Source organism: Citrobacter sp. C13, from assembly GCF_014596815.2.
Lineage (GTDB): Bacteria > Pseudomonadota > Gammaproteobacteria > Enterobacterales > Enterobacteriaceae > Citrobacter > Citrobacter portucalensis.
The window spans coordinates 4650088-4674994 of the sequence record NZ_CP115024.1; the positions used below are offsets into that span (position 1 = coordinate 4650088).

Sequence of the window (24907 nt, forward strand, 5' to 3'; positions counted from 1 at the left end):
AGCAACTGAACGTTAAGCCTATGAAATACGATACATCCGAGCTTTGTGACATCTATCAGGAAGATGTCAACGTCGTGGAACCGCTGTTCTCTAACTTTGGAGGACGGGCGTCGTTTGGCGGACAAATCATCACGGTAAAATGTTTCGAGGACAACGGGTTGCTGTACGATCTGCTCGAACAAAATGGCCGTGGTCGTGTTCTGCTGGTCGATGGCGGCGGTTCTGTTCGTCGTGCGCTGGTCGATGCCGAACTGGCACGACTGGCCGTACAGAATGAATGGGAAGGTCTGGTCATCTACGGCTCCGTCCGCCAGGTAGACGATCTGGGAGAGCTGGACATCGGCATTCAGGCGATTGCCGCTATTCCGGTAGGTGCTTCAGGAGAAGGTATCGGGGAAAGCGATGTACGCGTCAACTTCGGTGGCGTGACGTTCTTTTCCGGCGACCACCTGTACGCCGACAACACCGGGATAATCCTCTCCGAAGACCCGCTAGATATCGAGTAAGCGAAAAAGGCACCGCAAGGTGCCTTTTTTATGCGTTGTCGCTGATTGCCGGATGGCGGCTTACGCCTTATCCGGCCTACAAACTCGCACTCTAAATCCTCTAAAGATTTCGCGTCAGGGCAAGGCGGCAAGTAAGTGAATCCCCAGGAGCATAGGTCACTATGTGACTGGGGTGAATGCACGCAGCCAACGCCGCCATAACGTGAAATATGACGAGAATTAGACTTCTTCCATACGACCCAGCAGGGCATGCAGACGATCCTGCCAGCCGCTCTGCTGTTCTTTCAGGCTATTGTTCTCACGCTCCAGTTCTTCACGCTGCTGCTGTGCAGTCTGAACTTCCTGCGACAGTGAGTTGTTCTTTTCTTTCAGCTCTTCGATTTCCATCTGCAACAGCGTGATGGTATCAATCGCCTGCTGTACTTTTGCTTCCAGTTTCTCAAACACTTCTAATGACATCGTCATACCTCTCCTGAATTGCAAGGCGTTGATGGATAAAAATCCTCGTCCCGATAACCGGCGACGCCTTAATAAAAACGAGCGCACTCTACTTAACACCGATTGTATGAAGCCGCGTCATCCCTGTCCAGCGGCATCCCGCGCAGATTGCGGTTTGCAACACTTTTAGTCTTTCTCCTGGTGACATTACTGTCATAACTCTTAAGTGTTAACAGATTGATCAGTGAAATGATTCAGCTCACACTATTTTTGTATAACAAATACCTCACAATGGCGCGAAAACGCTCATTTTGTTGATGCAGTACACACATTTTAATTTCGATATTTCTCGTTTTTGAGCGTTAACGATAAATTAACAGTGTGCCTACCGGCTCCGGGGATGTCAGTGACCTTCTCGCACACAATAAACATTAAACTCTCTTCAGGATCCGATTATGAGTCAAACATCAACCTTAAAAGGCCAGTGCATTGCTGAATTCCTCGGTACCGGGTTGTTGATTTTCTTCGGTGTGGGCTGTGTCGCTGCACTTAAAGTGGCTGGGGCTACTTTTGGTCAGTGGGAAATCAGTATCATCTGGGGTCTGGGGGTAGCGATGGCTATCTATCTGACCGCAGGCGTTTCTGGTGCACACCTGAATCCCGCGGTAACCATCGCACTCTGGCTGTTCGCCTGTTTTGATAAACGCAAAGTTGTTCCTTTTATTATTTCGCAAATTGCCGGCGCCTTTTGCGCAGCGGCACTGGTTTACGGGCTTTATTACAATCTTTTCCTCGATTTCGAACAAACTAACCATATCGTACGCGGCAGTACCGAGAGCCTGGGTCTGGCAGGTACTTTCTCCACCTATCCGAACCCGCATATCAATTTTGTGCAGGCCTTCGCGGTTGAAATGGTCATTACCGCTATTCTAATGGGGCTGATTCTGGCTCTGACCGACGATGGTAACGGTGTACCTCGTGGTCCGCTGGCACCACTGCTGATCGGCTTGTTGATTGCCGTTATTGGTGCTTCCATGGGTCCGCTGACAGGTTTTGCGATGAACCCGGCACGTGACTTCGGACCGAAACTCTTCGCCTGGATGGCCGGATGGGGTGAGATTGCCTTCACGGGTGGTCGCGATATCCCTTACTTCCTGGTTCCGGTGTTTGGCCCGATTACCGGCGCGATTTTGGGCGCATGGGCATATCGCAAACTGATTGGTCGTCATTTACCGTGCGATGTCTGCGCGATTGAAGAAAAAGACGTTGCGGCCAACACTCAACAAAAAGCTTCGCAGTAATGTGACTACGGGACAAAAAATTATGACTGAAAAAAAATATATCGTTGCGCTCGACCAGGGCACCACCAGCTCCCGCGCGGTCGTAATGGACCACGATGCGAATATCGTTGCCGTTTCACAGCGCGAATTCGAACAAATCTACCCGAAAGCCGGTTGGGTAGAACATGACCCAATGGAAATTTGGGCGACCCAAAGCTCCACGCTGGTAGAAGTTCTGGCGAAAGCCGATATCAGTTCCGATGAAATTGCAGCGATCGGTATTACCAACCAGCGTGAAACCACCATCGTCTGGGAACGCGAAACCGGTAAACCAATCTATAACGCCATTGTGTGGCAGTGCCGTCGTACCGCGGATATCTGCGAAAAGCTCAAACGTGACGGCATGGAAGAGTACATCCGTAACAACACCGGTCTGGTTATTGACCCGTACTTCTCCGGTACCAAGGTGAAGTGGATCCTCGACCACGTAGAAGGCTCGCGTGAGCGCGCTCGTCGCGGCGAACTGCTGTTTGGTACCGTAGACACCTGGCTTATCTGGAAAATGACGCAGGGGCGCGTACACGTCACAGATTACACCAACGCCTCGCGTACCATGCTGTTCAACATCCACTCCCTGGACTGGGATGACACGATGCTGGATGCGCTGGATATTCCGCGTGCAATGCTGCCTGAAGTGCGTCGCTCTTCTGAAGTGTACGGCCAGACCAACATCGGTGGTAAAGGCGGTATTCGTATTCCTATCTCCGGTATCGCCGGTGATCAGCAGGCGGCGCTGTTTGGCCAGCTGTGCGTGAAGGAAGGGATGGCGAAAAATACTTACGGTACCGGCTGCTTCATGCTGATGAACACCGGCGAGAAAGCCGTTAAGTCCGAAAACGGACTGCTGACCACCATCGCCTGCGGACCGACCGGGGAAGTGAACTACGCGCTGGAAGGTGCGGTATTTATGGCTGGCGCCTCCATCCAGTGGCTGCGCGATGAAATGAAACTCATCAGCGATGCATTCGACTCCGAATATTTCGCCACCAAAGTGAAAGATACCAACGGTGTGTACGTCGTTCCGGCATTTACTGGCCTGGGCGCACCGTACTGGGACCCGTATGCTCGCGGCGCCATCTTTGGTCTGACCCGTGGGGTAAACTCCAACCACATCATCCGCGCCACGCTTGAGTCTATCGCTTACCAGACTCGTGATGTTCTGGAAGCGATGCAGGCTGACTCCGGTATTCGCCTGCACGCCCTGCGTGTTGATGGCGGTGCGGTCGCCAACAACTTCCTGATGCAGTTCCAGTCCGACATTCTCGGCACGCGCGTTGAGCGCCCGGAAGTCCGCGAAGTCACCGCATTGGGTGCGGCATACCTGGCTGGTCTGGCAGTAGGCTTCTGGCAGAATCTGGATGAGCTGCAGGAAAAAGCAGTCATCGAGCGTGAATTCCGCCCAGGCATCGAAACCACCGAACGTAACTTCCGTTACAGCGGCTGGAAAAAAGCGGTCAAACGCGCCATGGCGTGGGAAGATCACGACGAGTAATACGTCATAGCCGGATGGCAACTGTGCCTTATCCGGCAATATCTTCGTGCGGGGGCAACCCCGCACACACATCAATAATCTCGCCCCCTCCCCTGTGCTACACTTCGCGCCATTCCTTTCAGCTACGAGTTTGCAATGAGACGAGAACTTGCCATTGAATTTTCACGCGTGACCGAAGCGGCCGCGCTGGCTGGCTATAAATGGCTGGGCCGCGGCGATAAAAATACCGCTGACGGCGCGGCGGTAAACGCCATGCGTATTATGCTCAACCAGGTCAACATTGACGGCACCATCGTGATTGGCGAGGGCGAGATCGATGAAGCGCCGATGCTGTTTATCGGTGAGAAAGTCGGGACCGGTCTTGGTGATGCGGTCGACATCGCCGTCGATCCTATCGAAGGCACACGCATGACGGCAATGGGTCAGGCAAACGCGCTGGCCGTACTGGCTGTTGGCGATAAAGGTTGCTTCCTGAACGCGCCAGACATGTACATGGAGAAGCTGATTGTCGGCCCAGGCGCAAAAGGGTCTATCGACCTGAACCTGTCGCTGGAAGCCAACCTGCATAACGTTGCCGCTGCACTCAATAAGCCGCTGAGTGAACTGACCGTCACCATTCTGGCCAAGCCACGCCATGATGAAACGATCGCCGAAATGCAAAAACTGGGCGTGCGCGTCTTTGCTATTCCAGACGGTGACGTTGCAGCCTCCATTCTGACCTGCATGCCAGACAGTGAAGTTGACGTGCTGTACGGCATTGGCGGCGCACCGGAAGGCGTGGTTTCTGCCGCCGTCATCCGCGCGCTGGACGGCGACATGCAAGGCCGTTTGCTGGCACGTCATGACGTCAAAGGCGACAGCGAAGAGAACCGTCGTATTGGCGAACAAGAACTGGCTCGTTGCGCCGCCATGGGCATTGAAGCGGGCAAAGCGCTGCGCCTCGATGAAATGGCGCGTAGCGACAACGTCATTTTCTCCGCCACCGGCATCACCAAAGGCGATTTGCTGGAAGGGATTAGCCGTAAAGGTAATATCGCAACCACCGAAACGCTGCTGATCCGCGGCAAATCACGTACGATCCGCCGCATTCAGTCGATTCACTACCTCGATCGTAAAGATCCCGATGTGCAGGCGCACATCCTGTAATTGATTTGTTCAATAGAGCCTTCCAGCCCATATGGGCTGGAAATCTTTCGTCCAACGAACGAAGATAAGGCAATCAAAGCAGACAGGAGAAAACCATGGCAGATTGGGTAACAGGCAAAGTCACGAAGGTACAGAACTGGACCGATGCCCTGTTTAGTTTGACCGTGCGAGCTCCGGTTCTTCCTTTCACTGCAGGTCAATTCACCAAGCTTGGCCTTGAGATCGACGGCGAACGCGTCCAGCGTGCCTATTCTTACGTCAATGCCCCTGATAACCCCGATTTAGAGTTTTATCTGGTGACGGTTCCCGACGGCAAACTCAGCCCTCGTCTGGCAGCACTGAAGCCTGGCGATGAAGTCCAGGTGGTGAGTGAAGCGGCTGGTTTCTTCGTGCTGGATGAAGTCCCCGATTGCGACACGCTGTGGATGCTGGCAACCGGCACGGCTATCGGCCCATATTTGTCGATTCTGCAGTTAGGCAAGGACCTGGATCGCTTCAAAAACCTGGTGCTGGTCCACGCCGCGCGTTATGCCGCCGATTTGAGCTATCTACCGTTGATGCAGGCGCTGGAAAAGCGCTACGAAGGTAAATTACGTATCCAGACGGTTGTCAGCCGTGAAACCGTGGCAGATTCGCTGACCGGGCGTGTACCAGCGCTGATTGAAAGCGGTGAGCTGGAAAAAGCAGTCGGGCTGCCATTGGATAAAGAAACCTGCCATGTGATGCTGTGTGGAAACCCGCAGATGGTACGCGACACGCAGCAGTTGCTGAAAGAGACCCGGCAGATGACCAAACACCTGCGCCGCCGACCGGGCCATATGACTGCAGAGCACTACTGGTAAGAACGTTTTACTGCCCGGTAAACACCCGGGCATTTTGCCGGATGGCGCTTGCGCTTATCCGGCCTACGAGCCAGCTCTGTACTTTACGTCCTGCGTATCCTTACCATATTTATTTGCGTCCTGGGTGCCAATGAACGCACCCAGATCGATAAGCATACCGACCAGAATCAACGTTGGAACAAAGCGGCCTACCGCCCATTGCCAGACGCCGGGTAACATCGCCCAATTTCCGGCCAGCAGCATCCACGCCAGAATCATCAACAGCGCCCACGCTCCGGAACGCCCCCGGTCATGCAGACGTTTTACCGTCACTGCCGCCGTTGGCCATAGCAGACACACCAGACAAAAAGCCGCGGTCTGAATATCGAGTAATTGTTTGCTCGCCAGCGAAAACAGAACCAGCATGCCGACGATCCATAGGCCAATCCAAATCCAGAAATCACGGCGCCCGATGCGCCCTTTAAATGAGAATAACCACTGCTGTATGGTCATGTAAGTTCCTTTATTATTACCTTCCAGAACAGTTTACCCTTTTGACAAGCTCGACGGTTACCGTTTTAATCGTGAGCAGTGAGAATGAAAGGTACGATTGATGAAGCACGGATTTACACTGTTTTTATTATTGTTTTCAGCCTTAACCGCGAGCACTGCGGCACTGGCGAAAGAGCCATCGACGGCAACCACAGCCCCCTATTTACTGGCGGGCGCGCCGACCTTTGACCTGTCGATTAGCCAGTTTCGCGAAAACTTTAATACACAGAATCCGAAGCTGATCCTGAATGAGTTCCGCGCTATCGACAGCAGTCGCGATCGGGCAAATCTCACCCGCGCGGCCAGTAAAATCAATGAAAACTTGTATGCGTCTTCCGCCCTTGAGCGCGGCACCCTGAAAATCAAAAGCATGCAGATAACCTGGTTACCAATTCAAGGACCAGAGCAAAAGGCAGCTAAAGCGAAAGCGCTGGAATACATGACCGCCGTCATCCGCACTGTCGCACCACTACTGACGAAGGAACAGAGCCAGAAAAAGCTGCAAAAACTGCTCGCCTCAGGCAAAGGTAAACACTATTACGCCGAAACAGAAGGCGCAATTCGCTATGTCGTGGCAGATAACGGTGAAAAGGGGCTGACCTTCGCTGTTGAACCGATTAAGCTGGCACTATCTGAAAACCTCGAAGGGTCGAATTCCCCCTAAATTATTCACGTTTCAGGAAGGCGGCGACGCAACGAATCCCCAGGAGCTTACATCAGTAAGTGACTGGGGTGAGAGAGTACAGCCAACGCACCTGCAACGTGGAGAATGACGGGGAAATGACAAAAAGCAAAGCCTTTCGGGGGATGAATCTCTATACTGTTTCACAGACCATGCTGCCCTGAGGGGCGGCCATATTCCTTAATTCGCTGACAAGCGTGGAGAAATGAAATGCGACATCCTTTAGTGATGGGTAACTGGAAACTGAACGGCAGCCGCCACATGGTAAACGAACTGGTTGCTAATCTGCGTAAAGAACTGGCTGGCGTTGCTGGCTGTGCAGTAGCAATTGCTCCGCCGGAAATGTATATCGACCTGGCGAAACACGCCGCTGCCGGTAGCCACATCATTCTGGGCGCGCAGAACGTTGATCTGAACCTGTCTGGCGCATTCACCGGTGAAACAAGTGCTGAAATGCTGAAAGATATCGGCGCGCAGTACATCATTATCGGTCACTCTGAGCGTCGTACTTACCACAAAGAATCTGACGAGCTAATCGCTAAAAAATTCGCTGTGCTGAAAGAGCAAGGTCTGACTCCGGTTCTGTGCATCGGTGAAACCGAAGCAGAAAACGAAGCAGGCAAAACTGAAGAAGTTTGCGCACGTCAGATCGACGCGGTTCTGAAAACTCAGGGCGCAGCAGCATTCGAAGGCGTCGTTATCGCTTACGAACCAGTATGGGCTATCGGTACCGGTAAGTCTGCAACTCCTGCTCAGGCTCAGGCTGTTCACAAATTTATTCGTGACCACATTGCTAAAGCTGACGCGAAAATCGCTGAACAAGTTATCATCCAGTACGGCGGTTCTGTAAACGCAGCTAACGCGGCAGAACTGTTTGCTCAGCCGGACATCGACGGTGCGCTGGTTGGTGGTGCTTCTCTGAAAGCAGACGCCTTCGCAGTCATCGTTAAAGCAGCAGAAGCCGCTAAACAGGCTTAAGTTGTTAAGGCGGGAGGAACACCCCTCCCGCTGTATTAACTACCAGTATCCCAACCAGTGCCACCAGAAGGCGCCGGTCACCCCCCAAATGGTCAGGTTGACCACACTCATCACCAGGCCCGTTTTCCACCACTCCGCCAGCGTGACATAGCCCGAACCAAAGATGATCGGCGCAGTACCCGTGCCATAGTGCGTGAGCGACATCATCAAAGAGGAGGAGAAACCGAGCATTAAACCAAGCAATGCTGGTGGCGCGCCGAGGCCTAATCCTGCGGCGAAGAACGCAGCGAACATAGCCGTAATATGCGCAGTTGTGCTGGCGAAAAAGTAGTGCGAGTAGACGTAAAGCAGAATCAACAGCAGCGTTGCAACACTCCAGTGCACGCCAAGATGGTCGATTGCACTACCAACGCTGGTTGCCAGCCATCCCACCAACCCCAGTTTGCTGAGAAAATCTGCCATCATCACCAGCGCGGCAAACCAGACTATCGTATCCCATGCCCCGCGGCATTTAAGAATGTCATCCCAGCTCAATACGCCCGCCATCAATAGAATCGACAATCCAATTAACGCGGCGCTGGTAGGGTTTACGCTCCAGGCACTGCCCATCAGCATCGCTGGAACACCCGCCCACAGGCAGAGCAGCAAAATGAATACTGCCAGGGTGATTTTTTCTGCCAGTGATAGTGGACCCAGCGCATCCAGTTTTTGCCGCGCGAACTGCGGCGCATTTGGCGTGCGCGTGATAGCTGGCGGATAGAGCCACCAGATTACAATCGGCATGACAACCAGTGATACCAGAGCAGGAAGAAGCGCCGCAATAGCCCACATTCCCCAGGTCATGTTCAGCACGCCATCCGTCCCCTTCGTCAAAAAGCTGACGATTAACGGGTTAGGTGCGGTCGCAGTGATGAACATTGCCGAGCTGATCGGGTTAATGTTGTAGTTCACCAGCGCGAGATAACGGCCCGTTGAGCCATTCTCGGCATGGCCTGGCTGCGAGCCGAGGCTCTCCGCAATCGCCCGCATTACCGGGTGGATAATGCCGCCGCCACGCGCGGTATTGCTTGGCGTTACGGGTGCAATTAGCGTTTCCGCAAGGGTTAATGCCCACGCAATGCCCAGCGTTCTTTTACCAAATAGCGCAATAAACCCGTAGCCAATACGCGCTCCCAGGCCAGTCTTTAACAGACTTTGCGACAGCATAATGGATAAACCGATCAGCCAGATTAGCTGGTTAGAAAAACCACTCAACGCATCGTTCAACGCCGCGGAGGGTTTGCCGGGGTTAGTAACGCCAGTCATCGCCACCAGCATAATCGCCACAATCGCAATTGCGCCAATCGGCATGGCTTTACCGATAATCGCAGCGATCGTACCAATAAACAGTGCCAGCAGGTGCCACGCTTGCGGGGTTACGTCAGGTGGACACGGGATAACAAACCAGATGGTCAGCGTAATCACGAGCGAAATGATGGCAGGCCAACAGCGGATGGGGGTTAAACTGTCCATGAATCAATCCTTGAATTTCCAGTGCGCAAATCTGCGCTCAGGCATTAACCAATATTGCCGCGCATAATACAATTCACTCACTCACAAAACAAAAAATTAACATTTTGATACAGCTACAGTTTTCCCAACACCGTAAACCAGGCGTAATCCAGCGGCAGAAGAATCAGATATGTTGCCGCCGCCAGTGCGATACACAGCAGCATCCCCGCCCTTGCAGGTACTTTCCCGAGCGCCATCGCCACCACGATCGGTGAAGCCTGATACGGCAACAGTGGTGTGGAATAACCCAGCACCTGGATCATAATCACCGACAGCAGTGGGAATCCCGTCGCATCGGCAAAGCTTTGCGCCAACGTGGTATACAGCGCCGGAACGCCGTTCGCCGTCATAATAAAATTAAGCGCAGTGGTAATACCGGTCAGTGCGAGGAAACTGGTAAACGGCTTTTCCGCATCCAGCGGCATCACCTGTAACAGCGCTTCGCCAACGGCGCTACCAATACCGGTCTGCGTGACGGTGATCGCCAGCCCCAGAATACCCGCCACATAAATACAGGTACGAATGTTGACCCCAGCGGAAAACTCGTCGCCATTGATAAAGCCAACCCGTGGTAGCAATGTGATAACTGCCGCCGCCAGCCCGGTCCACGCGGGGCCAATACCGTGCCAGCTTTCGCTTACCCACAAGAACAGCACCACCGCTAACATCCAGGCCAGACATTTTTCATCCCGGCTCATCGGCTCCGGCGGCGTGAGATCGCGCGGCGCATGCGGCTTGCCAGGGAACAACCAGCAGATAAGCATAATGAGCACCGCGCCTTTAAGCCAACCCAGAACCGGCGTATGCAGCAGCAAATAGGGAAGATAATTGAGGTGGATGCCGTAAGAGCCTTCCGCCGCGCCGCTCATCACCAGATTCGGTACGTTAGCGGGTAAAATCGTCGCAGAAAGCTGGAACGTCCCAAACCCGACGGCCAGTGCCAGACCATACCAGGCGCGCGTGCCTTCGTTAATTCCGGCTCGTTTCGCCATCGCCGCGACAATCGGCATCAGCAGCGCAATGCGGCCCATGTTGGATGGCATTACAAATGCCAGCGCGTAACTCAGCAGCACTACGCTCGCCACCATTAACGGCCAGGAATCAGTCAACCTCGATGACAGCGCCCTCGCCGCCCTGTCCGCTAGCCCCGTTTTACGAATCGCAATACCCAGTACAAAGCCGCTAAACACCAGCCAGAATGCGGAGGACGCAAAGCCGCCAAAAATCACATCCGGTGGCGCGATTTTGGCGACCATCGCCACGGCAAAGAACAGCAGCGCCGTTATAAACTCCGGCAGCAGCGACGTAGCCCAGAGCAGAATGGTGATACCAACCACCAGAGAGGGGATAAACAGAGGGTGTGTAAGCCAGAGCGACATGCCTGTCTCCTGTTGTTTTTTTCAACAAGAATACGGGGACAGGCATGCGGAGTAAACGCCAGATTAGGTGGGGTTAACGCAGAATATCACATTGATGATCCTGAATTTCCTCAGCGGAGGCGAGATTCAGTGCCAGCAGATTGCGCTGAGTAGCCAGCAGGACAAAGGATTCGTCGCTCTGGCGCACCATCGCCAACGCATAGCTGCCCATATGCTCACGCGCATCCGGCACCTCTTCCGCCAGCATCATAAACGGGCTGCGTTGTGCCAGTTCATTTTCCGTGACGCGACGTGCCAGATATTCATGACCGCGCAGCCCACCCGGTAATGGTAGCCAGCGGGTGCTGATTTTCGCCAGGTTGTCATCCAGCTGCTTTCTGACATCGGTTCGCAGGCAGGAGATATGAATATGCAGGTGATTTTGCGTACGCCCGCTACGTGAGTTAATGGTCAGAGAGACTGCTTTGTCAGGGATTTCCTGGCCGTATTTTTGGCTCATAAAGCTACGCGCCTGCCAGGCCAGCCAGAAAAAGTTCGGTGTGCCTGATTTCAACAACAGCGGACTTTCCGTTCCGTTGATGCGCCAGGTAGGCATCAACAGATATTGCAGTGGGCCGTTACGGTCTTTGAACACCACATATCCAGCATCCGGCTTTACTTCAGCGCATGGTGCGGGGTCCTGCTGCTGCAACTGGTGCGGCAGGCATTGCTGAAGAACGATCTGGCGTAATGCGTCCGGGTTGCCGGTGAATTTCCAGTACCCGATACCTGCAGCGGCGGCGACCACAATCACCGCCAGTAAAAGATAGCCTGCTTTTTTCATTACGCGTTTCCTGTATCCCATTGAAGGGCAAGAGTAACGCAAAACCATGACAAATAAAAAACCCGGTCGCGTTAGGCCACCGGGTCGGTAAATCAGAGACTTATTTATCGTTTACTGATTTGGTCGAACGTACCGCCGTTAGAGAAGTGCTCTTTCTGCGCTTTCGTCCAGCCGCCAAACTCTTCGTCGATAGTGAACAGCTTCAGCTTCGGAAATGCGTTTTCGTATTTCTTCGCAACGTCTGCATCACGTGGACGATAGTAGTTTTTCGCCGCAATTTCCTGACCTTCCGGAGAGTAGAGATACTTCAGGTAAGCTTCCGCCACCGCTTTGGTGTCTTTCTTTTCCACCACTTTATCAACCACGGACACGGTCGGCTCCGCGAGGATAGATTCACTCGGGGTCACTATCTCGAATTTATCTTTGCCCAGCTCGTTCGTTGCCAACAGCGCTTCGTTTTCCCAGGCAATCAGCACATCACCGATACCACGTTCAACGAAGGTATTGGTTGAACCACGTGCACCAGAATCGAGTACCTCAACGTTTTTATACAGGGCCTTCACAAAGTCTTGTGCCTTGGCCTGATCGTTGTTGTTGTGGTGCAGGGCATAGCCCCATGCCGCCAGATAGTTCCAGCGAGCTCCGCCGGAGCTTTTCGGGTTTGGCGTAATGACCGACACGCCCGGTTTGATTAAATCGTTCCAGTCATGAATTTGTTTGGGATTGCCTTTGCGGACCAGGAATACGATGGTGGAGGTGTAAGGCGCAGAGTTATCCGGCAGGCGTTTAATCCAGTTTTTATCGATACGGCCACGTTCAGCAATGGCATCCACGTCGTAAGCCAGTGCCAGCGTCACGACATCGGCTTCAATGCCGTTGATGACGGAGGTCGCCTGTTTACCCGAACCACCATGCGACTGGCGGATCACGACATTGTCGCCCGTTTCCTGCTTCCAGTGCGCGCTGAAGGCCTTATTGTACTGCTCGTACAGTTCACGCGTTGGATCGTACGATACGTTAAGTAACTGAATATCCTTTGCCAGAACGCTGGTCGATGCCAGCAATAATGTTAACCCTACGCCCCATTTGTTCATCGCCCAGCTCTCTTAGGTAGTGTTGTGATGAGCAAAGCGTGCCAGAAAGGTATCCAAACATTAAAGAATAAAAAAAGATTTGCTATAACCTGGGGGAATATATGGAGTCGAGTTTTTGCCTGATGGCGCTACGCTTATCAGGCCTACGATTTGCATCATGTAGGCCGGATAAGGCGCAAGCCGCCATCCGGCAATTGCAATTAATACAGTTTCTTCGCGCAGTCCAGCCAGTCACCTTTGAACGGACGCTTCATGTTTTCGATAGCGTCGATGATGTCATGGTGAACCAGCTGCTCGTTCTGAATACCTACGCAGCGACCGCCGTGACCTTCCAGCAGAAGTTCAATGGCATAGGCGCCCATACGGGATGCCAGAATACGGTCGTAAGGAACCGGGGAACCACCACGCTGAATGTGACCCAGCACGGTTGAACGCGTTTCGCGGCCCGTTTCCTTCTCGATGTAATGCGCCAGTTCGTCAACGTCACACATGTGTTCAGTAATCGCTACGATTGCGTGTTTTTTACCTTTCGCGATGCCCGCTTTGATTTCAGCAACCAGATCGTCACGGCTGAATTCCACTTCCGGAACTACCACGAACTCACAGCCACCGGCAATCGCTGCTGCCAGGGTCAGGTCACCACAGTAGCGGCCCATCACTTCAACGATGGAAATACGCTGGTGAGAAGAAGAGGTATCACGCAGGCGGTCAATCGCTTCAACGACAGTACCCAGCGCGGTGAAGTAACCGATGGTGTAGTCGGTACCCTTGATATCGTTATCGATAGTGCCCGGCAGACCGATGCATGGGAAGCCCATTTCAGTCAGGCGTTTTGCACCCAAATAGGAACCGTCACCCCCGATAACAACCAGGGCGTCGATGCCACGCTTCTTCAGGTTTTCGATAGCTACCGCACGCACGTTTTCATCACGGAATTCCGGGAAGCGAGCAGAACCGAGGAAAGTACCGCCACGGTTGATCATGTCGGACACGCTGTAGCGGTCAAGCTGGACCATACGGTCTTCATACAAACCCAGGTAGCCATCATGGATCCCCATGACTTCCAGCCCTTCCGTCAACGCTGCACGTACAACACCACGGATTGCTGCGTTCATGCCCGGCGCATCACCGCCGCTTGTCAACACACCGATTTTCTTAATCATGACTACCTCTGAACTTTGGAATGCAAAATGAAATCTGCTGCCGGAAGTCGATTCCGCATATCGAAACGATCCAACGAATATGCAGATAGTATAACAATCACTTCCTGCTGAATTGATTCAGGTCAGGCCAAATGGTGGTAATTTATACACAAAATGCTGGCCCGGTTCACTTTTTTTACAACGAATTATGAAAGCTCAAACATCTTGCCTTCCTTGGGTACGACTGAACAGGGATCCTGATGAATGATGACATCCGATCCCGGGAAACGCCGTAAAATTGCCTGCTCAACCTGTTCAGCCACTAAATGCGCCTGAACGAGCGGCAGATTATCTTCCATTTCCAAATGAATCTGAATAAAGCGGGTCGGCCCTGACTGCCGCGTGCGAAGATCGTGAGCGCCGCTGACTCCAGGCCATGACGTCACGATATCAATAATTTCCTGACGTTCCTCATCGGGTAAAGCGCGATCCAGCAAAGATTGCACTGCCTCATACCCCATGCGTAATGCGCTATATAAAATATAGATGCCAATCCCGAGCGCAAACAAGGCATCCGCACGATGCCAGCCGTACCATGCCAGCCCGAGCGCAATGAGAATCGCACCGTTCATCATAACATCAGACTGATAATGAAGCATATCTGCCCGAACGGCCTGACTTTGCGTACGCTTCACTACCCAGCGCTGAAACGAGACCAGAATGATTGTACACACTAACGCAATAATGGTGACAACCACCCCAACGCCGGGATCTTTCATCGGCGTGGGTTGAATGAGATGCTGAATCCCGGTCAGGAATAAAAACAGCGCCGAACCGGAAATAAACATGCTTTGCGCCAGCGCCGCCAGCGATTCCGCTTTTCCGTGGCCGAACGTATGTTCATCATCGGCGGGCTGCAGCGAATAGCGCACCACCAACAGGTTGGTTAATGACGCCGCGATGTCCACCAGCGAATCCACCAGTGCTGCCAGAATACTGACCGATCCGGTGTACCACCACGCGAAAATTTTGATCAAAAGTAACAGCGATGCCATCACGGTCGCCGCGATTGCCGCCCGGCTCACCAGCCGCCCATAGGTTTGATTCATAAACACTCCTGCCAGGATATGCCGCTAGTATAACGGATGAAGTAAAACAGTCAGGCAATAACCGAGGGACAAATTTTGGGCAAAAAAAACCCCCACATCATGTGGGGGAAGACAGGGATGGTGTCTATGGCAAGGAAAACAGGGTTACTACTGGGAACGTGAGTTGCTACTACTCAATAAATTCAACGATGAGCTTTTTTTCCAGTGCGCTACATCGCGCAGTTGCTCCATTCGTTGTTCATGTTTCTCATTTAAAACCGCTTGCTGCTCGGGCGTTAACAGGCGATACATCTGGTTGCGGATCCTGGCTATTTCAACCTGGCGGGCAACCTGTTCTTGCGCCATTCTTTCTGCCTGAGCGCGCACTGCGCTTTCATCAAATTTCTCTGCGGTGACAAGGCGATGCATTGTCTCCATTTCGCTAACATTAACAGGAGGCTGTTCGTGTCTTGCCTGCTGCATTAAATCTCGCATCTGTTGACGCTGATGTTCGGTTAAACTGATACCGTCAAACATGTGGCTCTGAACGCTGCGTTGCGATGAGCCTTCACCCAGGTGCCAGTGATCGCCTGTGACGACTTCAGCTGCATGGCTAAATGTACTGAGTGCCAGCGTTGAGGCCATGACGGCAGCGGTAACTTTGCCCATCACTTGCTCCCAAAATCTTTTCTGTCGCGATTCAACGAGAGACAGTTTACGATTCGGGCTGCAAACATGCGTCAGGGGGTGTAAAACAACGTAAAGTCATAGATTAGCGACGCCTGATGACGTAATTTCTGCCTCGGAGGTACGTAAACAATGAATAAAATCCTGTTAGTTGATGATGACCGAGAGCTGACTTCCCTGTTAAAGGAGTTGCTCGAAATGGAAGGTTTCGATGTTCTGGTTGCCTATGATGGGGAACAGGCGCTTGAGCTTCTGGATGACAGCATCGATTTACTTTTGCTCGACGTCATGATGCCGAAGAAAAACGGCATTGATACGCTGAAAGCACTTCGTCAGACACACCAGACACCTGTAATCATGCTGACCGCTCGCGGCAGCGAATTGGATCGCGTACTTGGCCTTGAGCTGGGCGCGGACGACTATTTACCTAAACCGTTTAACGACCGCGAACTGGTCGCGCGCATCCGCGCTATTCTGCGTCGCTCACACTGGAGCGAACAGCAGCAGAACAGCGATAACGGCTCGCCGACGCTGGAAGTAGATGCGTTAAGCCTTAATCCGGGTCGCCAGGAAGCCAGCTTTGACGGGCAAATTTTGGAGTTAACCGGCACCGAATTCACCCTGCTCTATTTGCTGGCTCAGCATCTCGGTCAGGTGGTTTCGCGTGAGCACCTGAGCCAGGAAGTGCTGGGCAAACGCCTGACGCCTTTCGATCGCGCGATCGATATGCATATCTCGAACCTGCGTCGTAAGCTGCCAGAGCGTAAAGACGGACACCCGTGGTTTAAAACCCTGCGTGGTCGCGGCTACCTGATGGTCTCCGCTTCATGATAGGGAGCTTAACCGCACGCATCTTTGCCATCTTCTGGTTGACGCTGGCACTGGTGTTGATGTTGGTACTGATGTTACCCAAGCTCGACTCACGCCAGATGACCGAGCTACTGGACAGCGAGCAGCGCCAGGGGTTAATGATTGAGCAACACGTTGAAGCTGAACTGGCGAACGATCCACCCAACGATTTGATGTGGTGGCGTCGCTTGTTTCGGGCGATAGACAAGTGGGCGCCGCCAGGACAGCGGTTATTACTTGTTACGACGGAAGGACGCGTGATCGGCGCAGAACGCAACGAAATGCAGATCATTCGTAACTTTATTGGTCAGGCCGATAACGCCGACCATCCGCAAAAGAAAAAATACGGTCGCGTTGAGATGGTCGGGCCTTTCTCCGTCAGAGACGGTGAAGATAACTACCAGCTGTATCTCATACGACCTGCCAGCAGCTCACAATCTGACTTTATCAACCTGCTGTTCGACCGACCGCTGCTGTTGCTGATCGTCACCATGTTAGTCAGCTCACCGCTATTGCTTTGGCTTGCCTGGAGTCTGGCGAAACCGGCGCGTAAGTTGAAAAACGCGGCGGATGAAGTGGCCCAGGGCAACCTGCGTCAGCATCCGGAACTGGAAGCCGGTCCGCAGGAGTTTCTGGCGGCAGGCGCCAGCTTTAACCAGATGGTGACAGCGCTGGAACGGATGATGACCACACAGCAACGCCTGCTGTCGGACATCTCTCACGAGCTGAGAACACCGCTAACGCGTCTGCAACTGGGCACCGCTCTGCTGCGCCGTCGTAGCGGTGAGAGCAAAGAGCTGGAGCGCATTGAAACAGAAGCACACCGACTGGACAGCATGATCAACGACCTGCTGGTGATGTCACGTAATCAGCAGAAAAACGCGCTGGTCAGTGAAACAGTGAAAGCTAATCAGCTGTGGGGCGAAGTGCTGGATAACGCCGCCTTTGAAGCTGAGCAGATGGGTAAATCACTCACGGTGAATTTCCCGCCGGGTCCGTGGCCGCTGTACGGTAACCCAAATGCGTTGGAAAGTGCGCTGGAAAACATTGTGCGCAATGCCCTGCGCTATTCACATACGAAGATTGAAGTTGGCTTCGCGGTGGATATCGACGGGATTACCATTACCGTAGACGACGATGGTCCGGGCGTAAGCCCTGAAGACAGAGAACAGATTTTCCGTCCGTTCTATCGTACCGATGAAGCGCGCGATCGCGAGTCTGGCGGAACAGGTCTGGGTCTGGCGATTGTTGAAACCGCAATCCAGCAGCATCGTGGCTGGGTGAAGGCCGAAGACAGCCCGCTGGGTGGTTTACGGCTGGTGATTTGGTTGCCGCTGTACAAACGCGCTTAACAGGCTTCCCCGGTAGCCTCGTGCCGGGGAAGCTCTCACTTTATGCTGTCACTTCTGCCGCCGCTAGCTTTTGCTTTTTAATCCGCTTCACCAGAATGGTCGAACAGATAAAGCCCATTAAGCTGAATGCAATCATCACGCTAAAGACATAGTTGTAGCCAGTGATGCCGCTATTGGTATCCAGCAAATAGCCGTACAACGTGTACGCAAACATCGCTGGCATATAACCGATGATGCAACCAAATGCCATTGCCGAGCCCGCATACTCACGTGGGGTACCGATCTCATCCATTGGCGCGAAGAAAATGGCGCGCTGTGAGAAGATAATCGCTCCGAACCCTAATGTCGCCGCCATACCGATATACACGTTCATTGTTTGATGCGGTAACTGCATGAACACAAGCATCGCTACAGCAGAGATCAGGAACGTCCACTTCAGATACACTGTCGGTGATTTAGCAACTTTATCTGCCAACATTCCACCAATCGGCCCACCTACCATTTTTAACGCATACTGGTTGATGATGCCGTACGCACCGACGAGCGCTACCGGCAGCATATAGATATCTTTTAAGAATGGAATAAAGTAAGTCAGTCCACAGTACGCGGCATAAACGAAGAAAATACCTAAAGAAGCCAGCCAAACATTAGGGCAGGACAAAACATGTTTGATACCCTTTAACACTTCCATGTTGGCACTGGTTTTCTCGCCGCCTTTCACTTTGTCATCATCGACAATAAAGTACGTCACAATACCTGCCACAAGCGTAATTACCGTATAGAACAACAGGCCCGCCTGCATCCCCGCTTTACCTTCACCAAACTGGACGAAGACAAACAGAGCGCCAGATGCAACGATAACATCCACCACGCCACGTCCGGCTTCTAAAAAGCCGAACATGCGTCCTTGTTCTTCTTTCGTTCCCAGCAAACGAACGGCTTTCAGCAATACCGGCCAATAAACCACGTCGGCAAAGAAAGCCATCGCGGCAAAGCAAATGAGATAACCGGTAAATGACGGTAGCGTTGCCAGATATAAGCCACATAACCCAACGCCAATCAGACCGAACGGTAATAATATTTTCTTGGAGTAACGGTCTGCGATATAGAGAGAAAGAAAAAGTCCGGTTGTCTGAACAATCGTATAAACCGTAAAGCTCAACCCAATTTGCGTATTAGTTAAACCCCAGTCATTCTGCATTGGCACATAGAAAACATCTTTCATACTCGAAAGCTTGAATATCGTGCCGCCGCCTAAAATCAAAAAACAGAGCCTTGCCCATTTATTCATGAACATGATTAAACCCTCATTGCTTGTTGAGAGAAATATCTAAATTAAATTGTATAATTAATAACGCCAGGGGATTATTTTCATAATCCTTTCCGCATTTAATAATATTTTAAGAAAACTAATTAATTGCCTATAAACTTGTCACATATATCACGGATATATTTTATTTGGGCAAGAGCATGTTCTTTTTCCTGCGCCAGTCGCGCATCAATCATGTTGCAGTCAGGCAGCGGCGTATAACTTGCATCGCGCCATGGGATCCATGGATTATCACCCTCATCGTCGAAGCGAAATGCAGGGGCATAATATTCAACTTCTTCTTCCAGGCCAAAAGCATGTACTTGCGGTTTATCTTCACCTAAAAGTAATAATGCCTTAAGCATCTCTTCCATGGGTAAATCGCCGTGTCCTGAACGACAAGCCTCATGCCCCCAGCCTTTACCTTCTTTAATAATTTTTGCGTCTTTGATATGCACCTGAGTGATCAGAGGAGACATAACCTCTAACGCAGAAAGCGGCTGCTCATTGGCATTAATCATGTTGCCAAAATCAAACAGAATAGAGAGATTTTTCATCCCGCTATTATTAACCAGCGTCACCAGCTCATGGCCTTGCAGATCTTCATGCTGTTCGATAGTAAAGCTTAGTCCGCAATCGTCATACTGAGACAGCCACGCAATATCATTGGCAATCTTCGCCATAACATCGTTTAGATACCCTTCATAACGCGGGTAGAAACGCACTGAAGTTGCACCAGTAGCAACAGCAATACGGATTGCATCCGTCAATGTTGCCTTATCCGATGCGCTCGTTTCGATATGCACATCCAGATTATATTTTTTGGCCTTTTCTTTAAAATCGTGTAGCTGCTGATCGTTCAGTTTCTGCAGTGATTGGGACTCACCATCCTCAACATGTATTTTTACACCCTTCAATTTTTGCTGATGCGCAATATCCAGAAGATCCCCCGGCAGGACTCTCTCGTAGCGCATATTCAGATGAAAAGCATAAGCATGTAGGTACAGCGGTATATTTCTCGCGCGTTCCGCAAGAAGTTCTTGGTTACATTTTCCCATTATTTTTCTCATTCATCGCGAATAACAAGTTCCACTGATTCAAGTCGCCAGTATTCGAAATCAACCTGAACCACTTTTTTATCTCGGGTAGCCCGATGTTTTTCTACTAAAATTCCATACGTATTAGGCGCAACACCCAGCTCTTTGCAGGCCACTTCTGGCATATTGACCGGTTTAAAAATCATTTCTTTGATATTTAAAACATGGCCAAACGCATCTTCCCAGACGCTGGCAAAAGACTGATTGCCCAATTTATTAATGAATCCTGGCGCAACATCGGCATCAATATAGGATTCATGGTAAAACACTTTATGTGAATCAAGGCCGCACCAGCCGGTAACTAAATAGCGATCGCCGGAGGAGAGAAAAACATCATCAACATGATGCGGAACTGTATCAATGGTTTCTTTGGTTAAATAATCCCAAAAAGGCTTACGTCCCTGAGCACAAGCTTCAGCATTGAAGCTGGAAAGTGATTTAGGGTTATAAATAAATCGCTTCGATGAAATAAACCAACCACTGCGGTTCTTGCGGAAAATACGCGCATCGATCTCAAGCTCAATCAGAACCTGACGTAAGGTCATACGCTTTGCATCCAGCAGCTCACATAACTCTCTCTCCGAGGGCAATTTGGAGCCCGCTGGTAAATTATTCTCGTTTAACCAGCTTTCAAAGCGCTCTCTGAGCACATCAACATTGTTTTTCTTTTTCATTTCGCTCATCTGGTTTAAACCAATTTAAAGCTAAGATATTTGAGTGCAGGAAATACTCAAGTTTTTTTTCAACGCAGAGTTTCTTTTTGTGGACCAGGTATCAAGAATGGCTTTGAAGCAAACCGTGACCGTCAGGTTTTTGCCCGGTTTGGTACGCAGGAGATGAACCACGGGGGAGAGGTAAATCAGGTGTCGCCACCTGATTTAATTGCCAGATGAAGGTAGGTTTATTTTCCCCACAAACGGCGGGAATTGTCTTCGATCTTGCCGCTTAGACGGCGCTTTTGCATCGTTCTGGTCCAGCTTTTTGATAACCCGGCAGCCGACAGTAGACGGTGATATTGCGAATCATCAAACGGCATATGCCAGGCGATAGCAATTGCCTCCCGCACGCTGACGTCGCTTACGCGTGACGCCAGGATCAACGGCACGTCTGCTGACACCTGACCAGGCGCGATGACGCTGCACAGCCAGCCCGTCTTACCTGCATCCTGCATCTGGCTGGCCATATCGCTGATGCCAAAATGGAAATTCAGCTTAAAGCACGGCGAACGCGGCTGCGTGACCTGAATCAGCGCCTCTCCCCACTGGAAAATGTCGCCAATATACACATTCTCTTCAGTCAGCCCCTCAGTAGAGAGGTTCTCACCAAACGCGGGCGCGACAAATAGCTCCGCCTGCTCCGGGAACGCTTGTCTCCAGTGCTGATAGTGTTCACGCGGATAGTGACACAGCGCGCGATCCGGCCCGCCATGAATTTTCGTTTCCGCTTGTTCATCCCCCGTCAGCCCCAGTTCGGTCAGCATCAACTCACCGTCAATCTGGACTTTAGCAATCGCGCTGGGACGGCTTCCCGTGTAGTCCCGAACTTTGCCCGTAAAAACATCGACCGGATATCGCATCTGTTCCCTCTCCCGATAAATTTCCCCCATTACACCACATTTATTTTACCCCAGTCGCTCAAAATGAGAGCACGGTTCACATGAAAGTTAGGGACACATGCTATCAATGTAATCTGGTTTTGAAACATCATTTCAAATAAGGAGTCGACAACGTGACTGGTCAATCGCAATTTGCTGGCGTCTGGTGTCCTTCCATTACGCCAATGGACAATGATGGCAAGATCGATCTCAACGGTCTAAGCCAACATCTCAAACGCCTTACCGAGGCCAAAATCGACGTGATTTTGCTGATGGGCAGCATCGGGGAATTTGCCTCCTTTACGCTCGAAGAAAGGCTGCTGCTGATCCGCGAAGCCCGTGCCATGAGCTCGCTAAAGATGGTCGCCAACGTCTCATCCACCTGCCAGAATGATGTTTTATTGATGGCGCAGGAAGCGTATCGCTCAGGTTACGATGCCGTGATGATCCTGCCACCCTACTACTACGGACAAACAGCGAAACAGCTGCTGAGCTACTTCCGTCAGTTGGGGCAGAAACTCAGCGGCAAATGGTTTGCTTATAACTTCCCGGCACGCACCGGCTGCGATTTAACCCCCGAACTGGTAGCTACCCTCGCCGCCGAGTTCCCGAATTTTGCTGGCATTAAAGACACCGTCGACTGCCAGTCCCATACCCGCAGTATGATTCAGACCACCCGCGCCGTGCGGGAGGATTTTGCCGTGCTGTCCGGCTATGACGAATACTACATTCCCAACCTGTTGGCAGGTGGCGCGGGGATTATTTCAGGGTTGAACAACGTCATGCCGGAACTGTTTGTCAGCGCGCGGGAAGCGTTTAAACAGGGCGACCTGGCAGCGCTTCGCGATATTCAGGACCAGATTGGCACCTACATGTCCATCTATGCCATCGGCGAAGATTTTGTCACCACCATCAAAACCGTGGTATCGCGTAAATTTGGCTATTGTACCGGCGTGTCACGTAATGCCGGTGGAGAGTTGAACGAGAGTGAGTGCCGAACAATCGATGAGGTGTTTGTCGTCAAAGGGTAAAAAATTAAGCCGGATGGAGCAGACCATCCGGCTTAAGAGACTTACTTCACGGTACCACGAATATCAATTTCTGCCGCCCTTGCTTTGACCTTTTTCGACCAGATAGACGTGATAATCGGCACCAGAATGGAGGTCACAATCACCGACGTGGCGACCAGGGAAGTTGCTGCCGGTGCCATCGGTTTAAATGCCGGAACCATTTCAGCAATCAGCACAGGCGTAGCAACCGCCGCCCCCGCGGAACTGGAAGCGGCAATCCCCGCCGTACCATCGCCACCACCAATCAGTTTATCGGCGATAATCAATGGAATACCAGTGATGATAATCACCGCCACGCCCAGCAGAATACCCAGCACGCCGGTCTGCGCAATCACGCTCAAATCAATGGTGTTACCTAATGCGAAGGCAAAGAACGGGATCAGCGTCTGCACCGCTTTGCTGAAGAACTCCCGCAGTTCAGGGTCCAGATTCCCCAGCGCAAAGCCAATCAGGAACGGCAATACTGCGCCAACAAATACGTGCGGTTCAAACGACGCGATCCCGGCGGTTCCCAGAATCACCATGGTCATCAGCGGACCTGACTCCAGCGACATCAGGACAAACGCCCCGGCCTCTTCTTTGGTGCCGTACTGCTGCATAATCGAGGCATACAGCCCGCCGTTGGTCATATCCATCGCGGCCACCAGCGCCAGCGTAGATAACCCAGCGAAGAATCCGACCTCTACGCCATGTTCCGGCAGAATGCGTGAAGCAATTGCTGCAACCACCCACGCCACCAGAATCTTGGTTATGACTAACGTACCTGATTTACGCAGCACGGTGCCGGTGGCGCTTAGCTTGATCGACGCCCCCATGCAAAAGAACCAGACTGCCAGGATAGGTACCGTACCGGTGATCATACCGTTGGTAAAGGAGCCGAAATATTTCCCAGCGCCGGGGGAAAAGGTGTGACACAACGCGCCCAGGAAAAGCGGCACCAGCATCATACCGCCTGGGATTTTCTCTATCGTACGTTTGATCTGCATTTCCATCACCTGTAGACATAAAAATGGGGCAATTTTTATGGGCGATTGCATCTTGCTTTGAGATGCGCCCGTCTTGATGAAAAGAAGATAGACATTCATAGAGACTATAAAAGTGATCCCACTCGCATAATAAAACCTTGTTTCAATTTAAGTGGATCATTGTTTTTATATTGAGTTTGATCACAAAAAAACCCCACAAGCATCGCTTGCAGGGCTTTTTGTTAAAGCGTAGAACTTATTTTTTTGCTGCGAAACGCGCGGCAGCTTCGTCCCAGTTCACAACGTTCCAGAACTCTTTGATGTAGTCCGGGCGACGGTTCTGGAATTTCAGGTAGTAAGCGTGTTCCCACACGTCCAGGCCCACGATTGGGAAACCGGAAGCGCCAGAGATAGCTTCACCCATCAGCGGGGAATCCTGGTTGGCGGTGGAAACAACAGCCAGTTTGTCACCTTTCAGAACCAGCCACGCCCAGCCGGAGCCAAAGCGGGTTGCCGCTGCTTTTTCAAATTCAGCTTTGAAGTTGTCAACGGAGCCGAAGTCACGTTCGATAGCCGCTTTCAGGTCGCCCTGCAGCGTAGTACCGGTTTTCAGGCCTTTCCAGAACAGGCTATGGTTAGCGTGACCGCCCGCGTTGTTACGCAGTACGGTTTTCTTGTCTGCTGGCAGTTGATCCAGTTTGGTGATCAGCTCTTCAACGGACAGGCTGGCGAATTCAGGCAGGCTTTCCAGCGCAGCGTTGGCGTTATTTACGTAAGCCTGGTGGTGTTTGGTGTGGTGGATTTCCATCGTCTGCTTATCGAAGTGCGGTTCAAGGGCATCATAAGCGTACGGCAGGGATGGCAGTGTATAACTCATAATCATCTCCAGTATTGTCGGGCGGCCAGTGTTAACGCCGCGTAAGCAGTTGGGTCATTATAGTTAATTAAATGA

At 51.8% G+C, this 24907-nt stretch carries 25 protein-coding genes; 10 read left to right on the forward strand and 15 right to left on the reverse strand.

Annotation, left to right across the window (positions count from 1 at the left end; all coding sequences use genetic code 11):
- The first annotated feature begins 20 nt into the window (after window positions 1-20).
- The gene (rraA, locus tag IB222_RS22190) at window positions 21-506 is read left to right on the forward strand and encodes a ribonuclease E activity regulator RraA (RefSeq protein ID WP_079939327.1); all 486 of its coding nucleotides are present in this window, start codon (window positions 21-23) and stop codon (window positions 504-506) included.
- Between the two features lie 219 nt (window positions 507-725).
- Here the strand turns inward: rraA and zapB are convergent, their stop codons facing one another.
- The gene (zapB, locus tag IB222_RS22195) at window positions 726-971 is read right to left on the reverse strand and encodes a septal ring assembly protein ZapB (RefSeq protein WP_095533156.1); all 246 of its coding nucleotides are present in this window, start codon (window positions 969-971) and stop codon (window positions 726-728) included.
- 428 nt (window positions 972-1399) lie between these two features.
- On the opposite strand from zapB, the gene IB222_RS22200 reads away from it, so the two are divergent.
- From IB222_RS22200 to fpr, 4 genes are all read left to right on the forward strand, one after another.
- Entirely contained in the window at window positions 1400-2245 is an 846-nt protein-coding gene (locus IB222_RS22200) for an MIP/aquaporin family protein (RefSeq protein WP_003825195.1), read from the forward strand.
- A 22-nt stretch (window positions 2246-2267) separates the two neighbouring features.
- Window positions 2268-3776, forward strand: coding sequence for a glycerol kinase GlpK (glpK, locus tag IB222_RS22205; RefSeq protein WP_003028792.1), 1509 nt, complete (start codon window positions 2268-2270; stop codon window positions 3774-3776).
- Window positions 3777-3911: 135 nt separating this feature from the next.
- On the forward strand, window positions 3912-4922 hold the full coding sequence (gene glpX / locus IB222_RS22210) for a class II fructose-bisphosphatase (protein WP_003840506.1): 1011 nt from the start codon (window positions 3912-3914) through the stop codon (window positions 4920-4922).
- Window positions 4923-5017: 95 nt separating this feature from the next.
- Window positions 5018-5764 carry a ferredoxin--NADP(+) reductase gene (gene fpr / locus IB222_RS22215; protein ID WP_126319619.1) on the forward strand — a complete coding sequence of 249 codons (747 nt, stop codon included), beginning with the start codon at window positions 5018-5020 and terminating at the stop codon, window positions 5762-5764.
- A 63-nt stretch (window positions 5765-5827) separates the two neighbouring features.
- Here the strand turns inward: fpr and IB222_RS22220 are convergent, their stop codons facing one another.
- On the reverse strand, window positions 5828-6256 hold the full coding sequence (locus IB222_RS22220) for a DUF805 domain-containing protein (RefSeq protein ID WP_003825201.1): 429 nt from the start codon (window positions 6254-6256) through the stop codon (window positions 5828-5830).
- A 100-nt stretch (window positions 6257-6356) separates the two neighbouring features.
- Between IB222_RS22220 and IB222_RS22225 the strand changes: the two genes are divergently transcribed.
- Together IB222_RS22225 and tpiA are read left to right on the forward strand one after the other, a co-directional pair.
- Window positions 6357-6959, forward strand: a complete 603-nt coding sequence (locus IB222_RS22225) for a YiiQ family protein (RefSeq protein ID WP_149384906.1) — start codon at window positions 6357-6359, stop codon at window positions 6957-6959.
- 228 nt (window positions 6960-7187) lie between these two features.
- On the forward strand, window positions 7188-7955 hold the full coding sequence (gene tpiA / locus IB222_RS22230; protein ID WP_003028783.1) for a triose-phosphate isomerase: 768 nt from the start codon (window positions 7188-7190) through the stop codon (window positions 7953-7955).
- A gap of 39 nt (window positions 7956-7994) precedes the next feature.
- Here the strand turns inward: tpiA and IB222_RS22235 are convergent, their stop codons facing one another.
- From IB222_RS22235 to cpxP, 7 genes are all read right to left on the reverse strand, one after another.
- Window positions 7995-9467 (reverse strand): DASS family sodium-coupled anion symporter, encoded by a 1473-nt coding sequence (locus tag IB222_RS22235; protein WP_003825206.1) that lies wholly within the window; start codon window positions 9465-9467, stop codon window positions 7995-7997.
- Between the two features lie 113 nt (window positions 9468-9580).
- Window positions 9581-10885 (reverse strand): SLC13 family permease, encoded by a 1305-nt coding sequence (locus IB222_RS22240; RefSeq protein WP_149384905.1) that lies wholly within the window; start codon window positions 10883-10885, stop codon window positions 9581-9583.
- 73 nt (window positions 10886-10958) lie between these two features.
- Complete coding sequence (locus IB222_RS22245; RefSeq protein ID WP_020996109.1) at window positions 10959-11708, reverse strand: CDP-diacylglycerol diphosphatase; 750 nt, start codon at window positions 11706-11708, stop codon at window positions 10959-10961.
- Between the two features lie 104 nt (window positions 11709-11812).
- On the reverse strand, window positions 11813-12802 hold the full coding sequence (gene sbp, locus IB222_RS22250; RefSeq protein ID WP_063941738.1) for a sulfate/thiosulfate ABC transporter substrate-binding protein Sbp: 990 nt from the start codon (window positions 12800-12802) through the stop codon (window positions 11813-11815).
- Between the two features lie 200 nt (window positions 12803-13002).
- A complete protein-coding gene (gene pfkA / locus IB222_RS22255) occupies window positions 13003-13965 on the reverse strand; it encodes a 6-phosphofructokinase (protein WP_079939320.1) in 963 nt (320 codons plus the stop codon).
- A 185-nt stretch (window positions 13966-14150) separates the two neighbouring features.
- Window positions 14151-15053 (reverse strand): CDF family cation-efflux transporter FieF, encoded by a 903-nt coding sequence (gene fieF, locus IB222_RS22260; protein ID WP_003825216.1) that lies wholly within the window; start codon window positions 15051-15053, stop codon window positions 14151-14153.
- A 147-nt stretch (window positions 15054-15200) separates the two neighbouring features.
- A complete protein-coding gene (gene cpxP / locus IB222_RS22265; RefSeq protein WP_008787022.1) occupies window positions 15201-15701 on the reverse strand; it encodes a cell-envelope stress modulator CpxP in 501 nt (166 codons plus the stop codon).
- Between the two features lie 150 nt (window positions 15702-15851).
- Between cpxP and cpxR the strand changes: the two genes are divergently transcribed.
- Window positions 15852-16550 carry an envelope stress response regulator transcription factor CpxR gene (gene cpxR, locus IB222_RS22270; protein ID WP_003028763.1) on the forward strand — a complete coding sequence of 233 codons (699 nt, stop codon included), beginning with the start codon at window positions 15852-15854 and terminating at the stop codon, window positions 16548-16550.
- Window positions 16547-17920, forward strand: a complete 1374-nt coding sequence (cpxA, locus tag IB222_RS22275) for an envelope stress sensor histidine kinase CpxA (RefSeq protein ID WP_003028758.1) — start codon at window positions 16547-16549, stop codon at window positions 17918-17920. Before cpxR ends, cpxA begins: the two co-directional genes overlap by 4 nt.
- Before the next feature lie 40 nt (window positions 17921-17960).
- On the opposite strand, the gene IB222_RS22280 is transcribed toward cpxA, so the two are convergent.
- The 4 genes from IB222_RS22280 to yiiM form a co-directional block, all read right to left on the reverse strand.
- Window positions 17961-19211, reverse strand: a complete 1251-nt coding sequence (locus tag IB222_RS22280) for an MFS transporter (RefSeq protein ID WP_122973888.1) — start codon at window positions 19209-19211, stop codon at window positions 17961-17963.
- Window positions 19212-19333: 122 nt separating this feature from the next.
- Window positions 19334-20287, reverse strand: a complete 954-nt coding sequence (locus IB222_RS22285; RefSeq protein WP_126319621.1) for a TIM barrel protein — start codon at window positions 20285-20287, stop codon at window positions 19334-19336.
- 8 nt (window positions 20288-20295) lie between these two features.
- The gene (locus IB222_RS22290) at window positions 20296-21000 is read right to left on the reverse strand and encodes a GntR family transcriptional regulator (protein WP_003825231.1); all 705 of its coding nucleotides are present in this window, start codon (window positions 20998-21000) and stop codon (window positions 20296-20298) included.
- Window positions 21001-21227: 227 nt separating this feature from the next.
- Entirely contained in the window at window positions 21228-21902 is a 675-nt protein-coding gene (yiiM, locus tag IB222_RS22295) for a 6-hydroxyaminopurine reductase (protein ID WP_149384904.1), read from the reverse strand.
- A gap of 152 nt (window positions 21903-22054) precedes the next feature.
- On the opposite strand from yiiM, the gene IB222_RS22300 reads away from it, so the two are divergent.
- Window positions 22055-22951 (forward strand): dihydrodipicolinate synthase family protein, encoded by an 897-nt coding sequence (locus tag IB222_RS22300; RefSeq protein ID WP_003825235.1) that lies wholly within the window; start codon window positions 22055-22057, stop codon window positions 22949-22951.
- A gap of 41 nt (window positions 22952-22992) precedes the next feature.
- Here IB222_RS22300 and kdgT read toward each other — a convergent pair whose 3' ends face one another.
- Both kdgT and sodA read right to left on the reverse strand, forming a co-directional pair.
- A complete protein-coding gene (gene kdgT / locus IB222_RS22305; protein WP_003825237.1) occupies window positions 22993-23976 on the reverse strand; it encodes a 2-keto-3-deoxygluconate transporter in 984 nt (327 codons plus the stop codon).
- A 235-nt stretch (window positions 23977-24211) separates the two neighbouring features.
- Window positions 24212-24832 carry a superoxide dismutase [Mn] gene (sodA, locus tag IB222_RS22310; RefSeq protein WP_003825239.1) on the reverse strand — a complete coding sequence of 207 codons (621 nt, stop codon included), beginning with the start codon at window positions 24830-24832 and terminating at the stop codon, window positions 24212-24214.
- Between the last annotated feature and the right edge of the window lie 75 nt (window positions 24833-24907).

What these genes read in the sequence shown, in the direction of transcription:
- rraA (WP_079939327.1), top strand. Translation starts at nt 21, where the DNA reads ATGAAATACGATACATCCGAGCTTTGTGACATCTATCAGGAAGATGTC.
- zapB (WP_095533156.1), bottom strand. Translation starts at nt 971, where the DNA reads ATGACGATGTCATTAGAAGTGTTTGAGAAACTGGAAGCAAAAGTACAG.
- IB222_RS22200 (WP_003825195.1), top strand. Translation starts at nt 1,400, where the DNA reads ATGAGTCAAACATCAACCTTAAAAGGCCAGTGCATTGCTGAATTCCTC.
- glpK (WP_003028792.1), top strand. Translation starts at nt 2,268, where the DNA reads ATGACTGAAAAAAAATATATCGTTGCGCTCGACCAGGGCACCACCAGC.
- glpX (WP_003840506.1), top strand. Translation starts at nt 3,912, where the DNA reads ATGAGACGAGAACTTGCCATTGAATTTTCACGCGTGACCGAAGCGGCC.
- fpr (WP_126319619.1), top strand. Translation starts at nt 5,018, where the DNA reads ATGGCAGATTGGGTAACAGGCAAAGTCACGAAGGTACAGAACTGGACC.
- IB222_RS22220 (WP_003825201.1), bottom strand. Translation starts at nt 6,256, where the DNA reads ATGACCATACAGCAGTGGTTATTCTCATTTAAAGGGCGCATCGGGCGC.
- IB222_RS22225 (WP_149384906.1), top strand. Translation starts at nt 6,357, where the DNA reads ATGAAGCACGGATTTACACTGTTTTTATTATTGTTTTCAGCCTTAACC.
- tpiA (WP_003028783.1), top strand. Translation starts at nt 7,188, where the DNA reads ATGCGACATCCTTTAGTGATGGGTAACTGGAAACTGAACGGCAGCCGC.
- IB222_RS22235 (WP_003825206.1), bottom strand. Translation starts at nt 9,467, where the DNA reads ATGGACAGTTTAACCCCCATCCGCTGTTGGCCTGCCATCATTTCGCTC.
- IB222_RS22240 (WP_149384905.1), bottom strand. Translation starts at nt 10,885, where the DNA reads ATGTCGCTCTGGCTTACACACCCTCTGTTTATCCCCTCTCTGGTGGTT.
- IB222_RS22245 (WP_020996109.1), bottom strand. Translation starts at nt 11,708, where the DNA reads ATGAAAAAAGCAGGCTATCTTTTACTGGCGGTGATTGTGGTCGCCGCC.
- sbp (WP_063941738.1), bottom strand. Translation starts at nt 12,802, where the DNA reads ATGAACAAATGGGGCGTAGGGTTAACATTATTGCTGGCATCGACCAGC.
- pfkA (WP_079939320.1), bottom strand. Translation starts at nt 13,965, where the DNA reads ATGATTAAGAAAATCGGTGTGTTGACAAGCGGCGGTGATGCGCCGGGC.
- fieF (WP_003825216.1), bottom strand. Translation starts at nt 15,053, where the DNA reads ATGAATCAAACCTATGGGCGGCTGGTGAGCCGGGCGGCAATCGCGGCG.
- cpxP (WP_008787022.1), bottom strand. Translation starts at nt 15,701, where the DNA reads ATGGGCAAAGTTACCGCTGCCGTCATGGCCTCAACGCTGGCACTCAGT.
- cpxR (WP_003028763.1), top strand. Translation starts at nt 15,852, where the DNA reads ATGAATAAAATCCTGTTAGTTGATGATGACCGAGAGCTGACTTCCCTG.
- cpxA (WP_003028758.1), top strand. Translation starts at nt 16,547, where the DNA reads ATGATAGGGAGCTTAACCGCACGCATCTTTGCCATCTTCTGGTTGACG.
- IB222_RS22280 (WP_122973888.1), bottom strand. Translation starts at nt 19,211, where the DNA reads ATGAATAAATGGGCAAGGCTCTGTTTTTTGATTTTAGGCGGCGGCACG.
- IB222_RS22285 (WP_126319621.1), bottom strand. Translation starts at nt 20,287, where the DNA reads ATGGGAAAATGTAACCAAGAACTTCTTGCGGAACGCGCGAGAAATATA.
- IB222_RS22290 (WP_003825231.1), bottom strand. Translation starts at nt 21,000, where the DNA reads ATGAAAAAGAAAAACAATGTTGATGTGCTCAGAGAGCGCTTTGAAAGC.
- yiiM (WP_149384904.1), bottom strand. Translation starts at nt 21,902, where the DNA reads ATGCGATATCCGGTCGATGTTTTTACGGGCAAAGTTCGGGACTACACG.
- kdgT (WP_003825237.1), bottom strand. Translation starts at nt 23,976, where the DNA reads ATGCAGATCAAACGTACGATAGAGAAAATCCCAGGCGGTATGATGCTG.
- sodA (WP_003825239.1), bottom strand. Translation starts at nt 24,832, where the DNA reads ATGAGTTATACACTGCCATCCCTGCCGTACGCTTATGATGCCCTTGAA.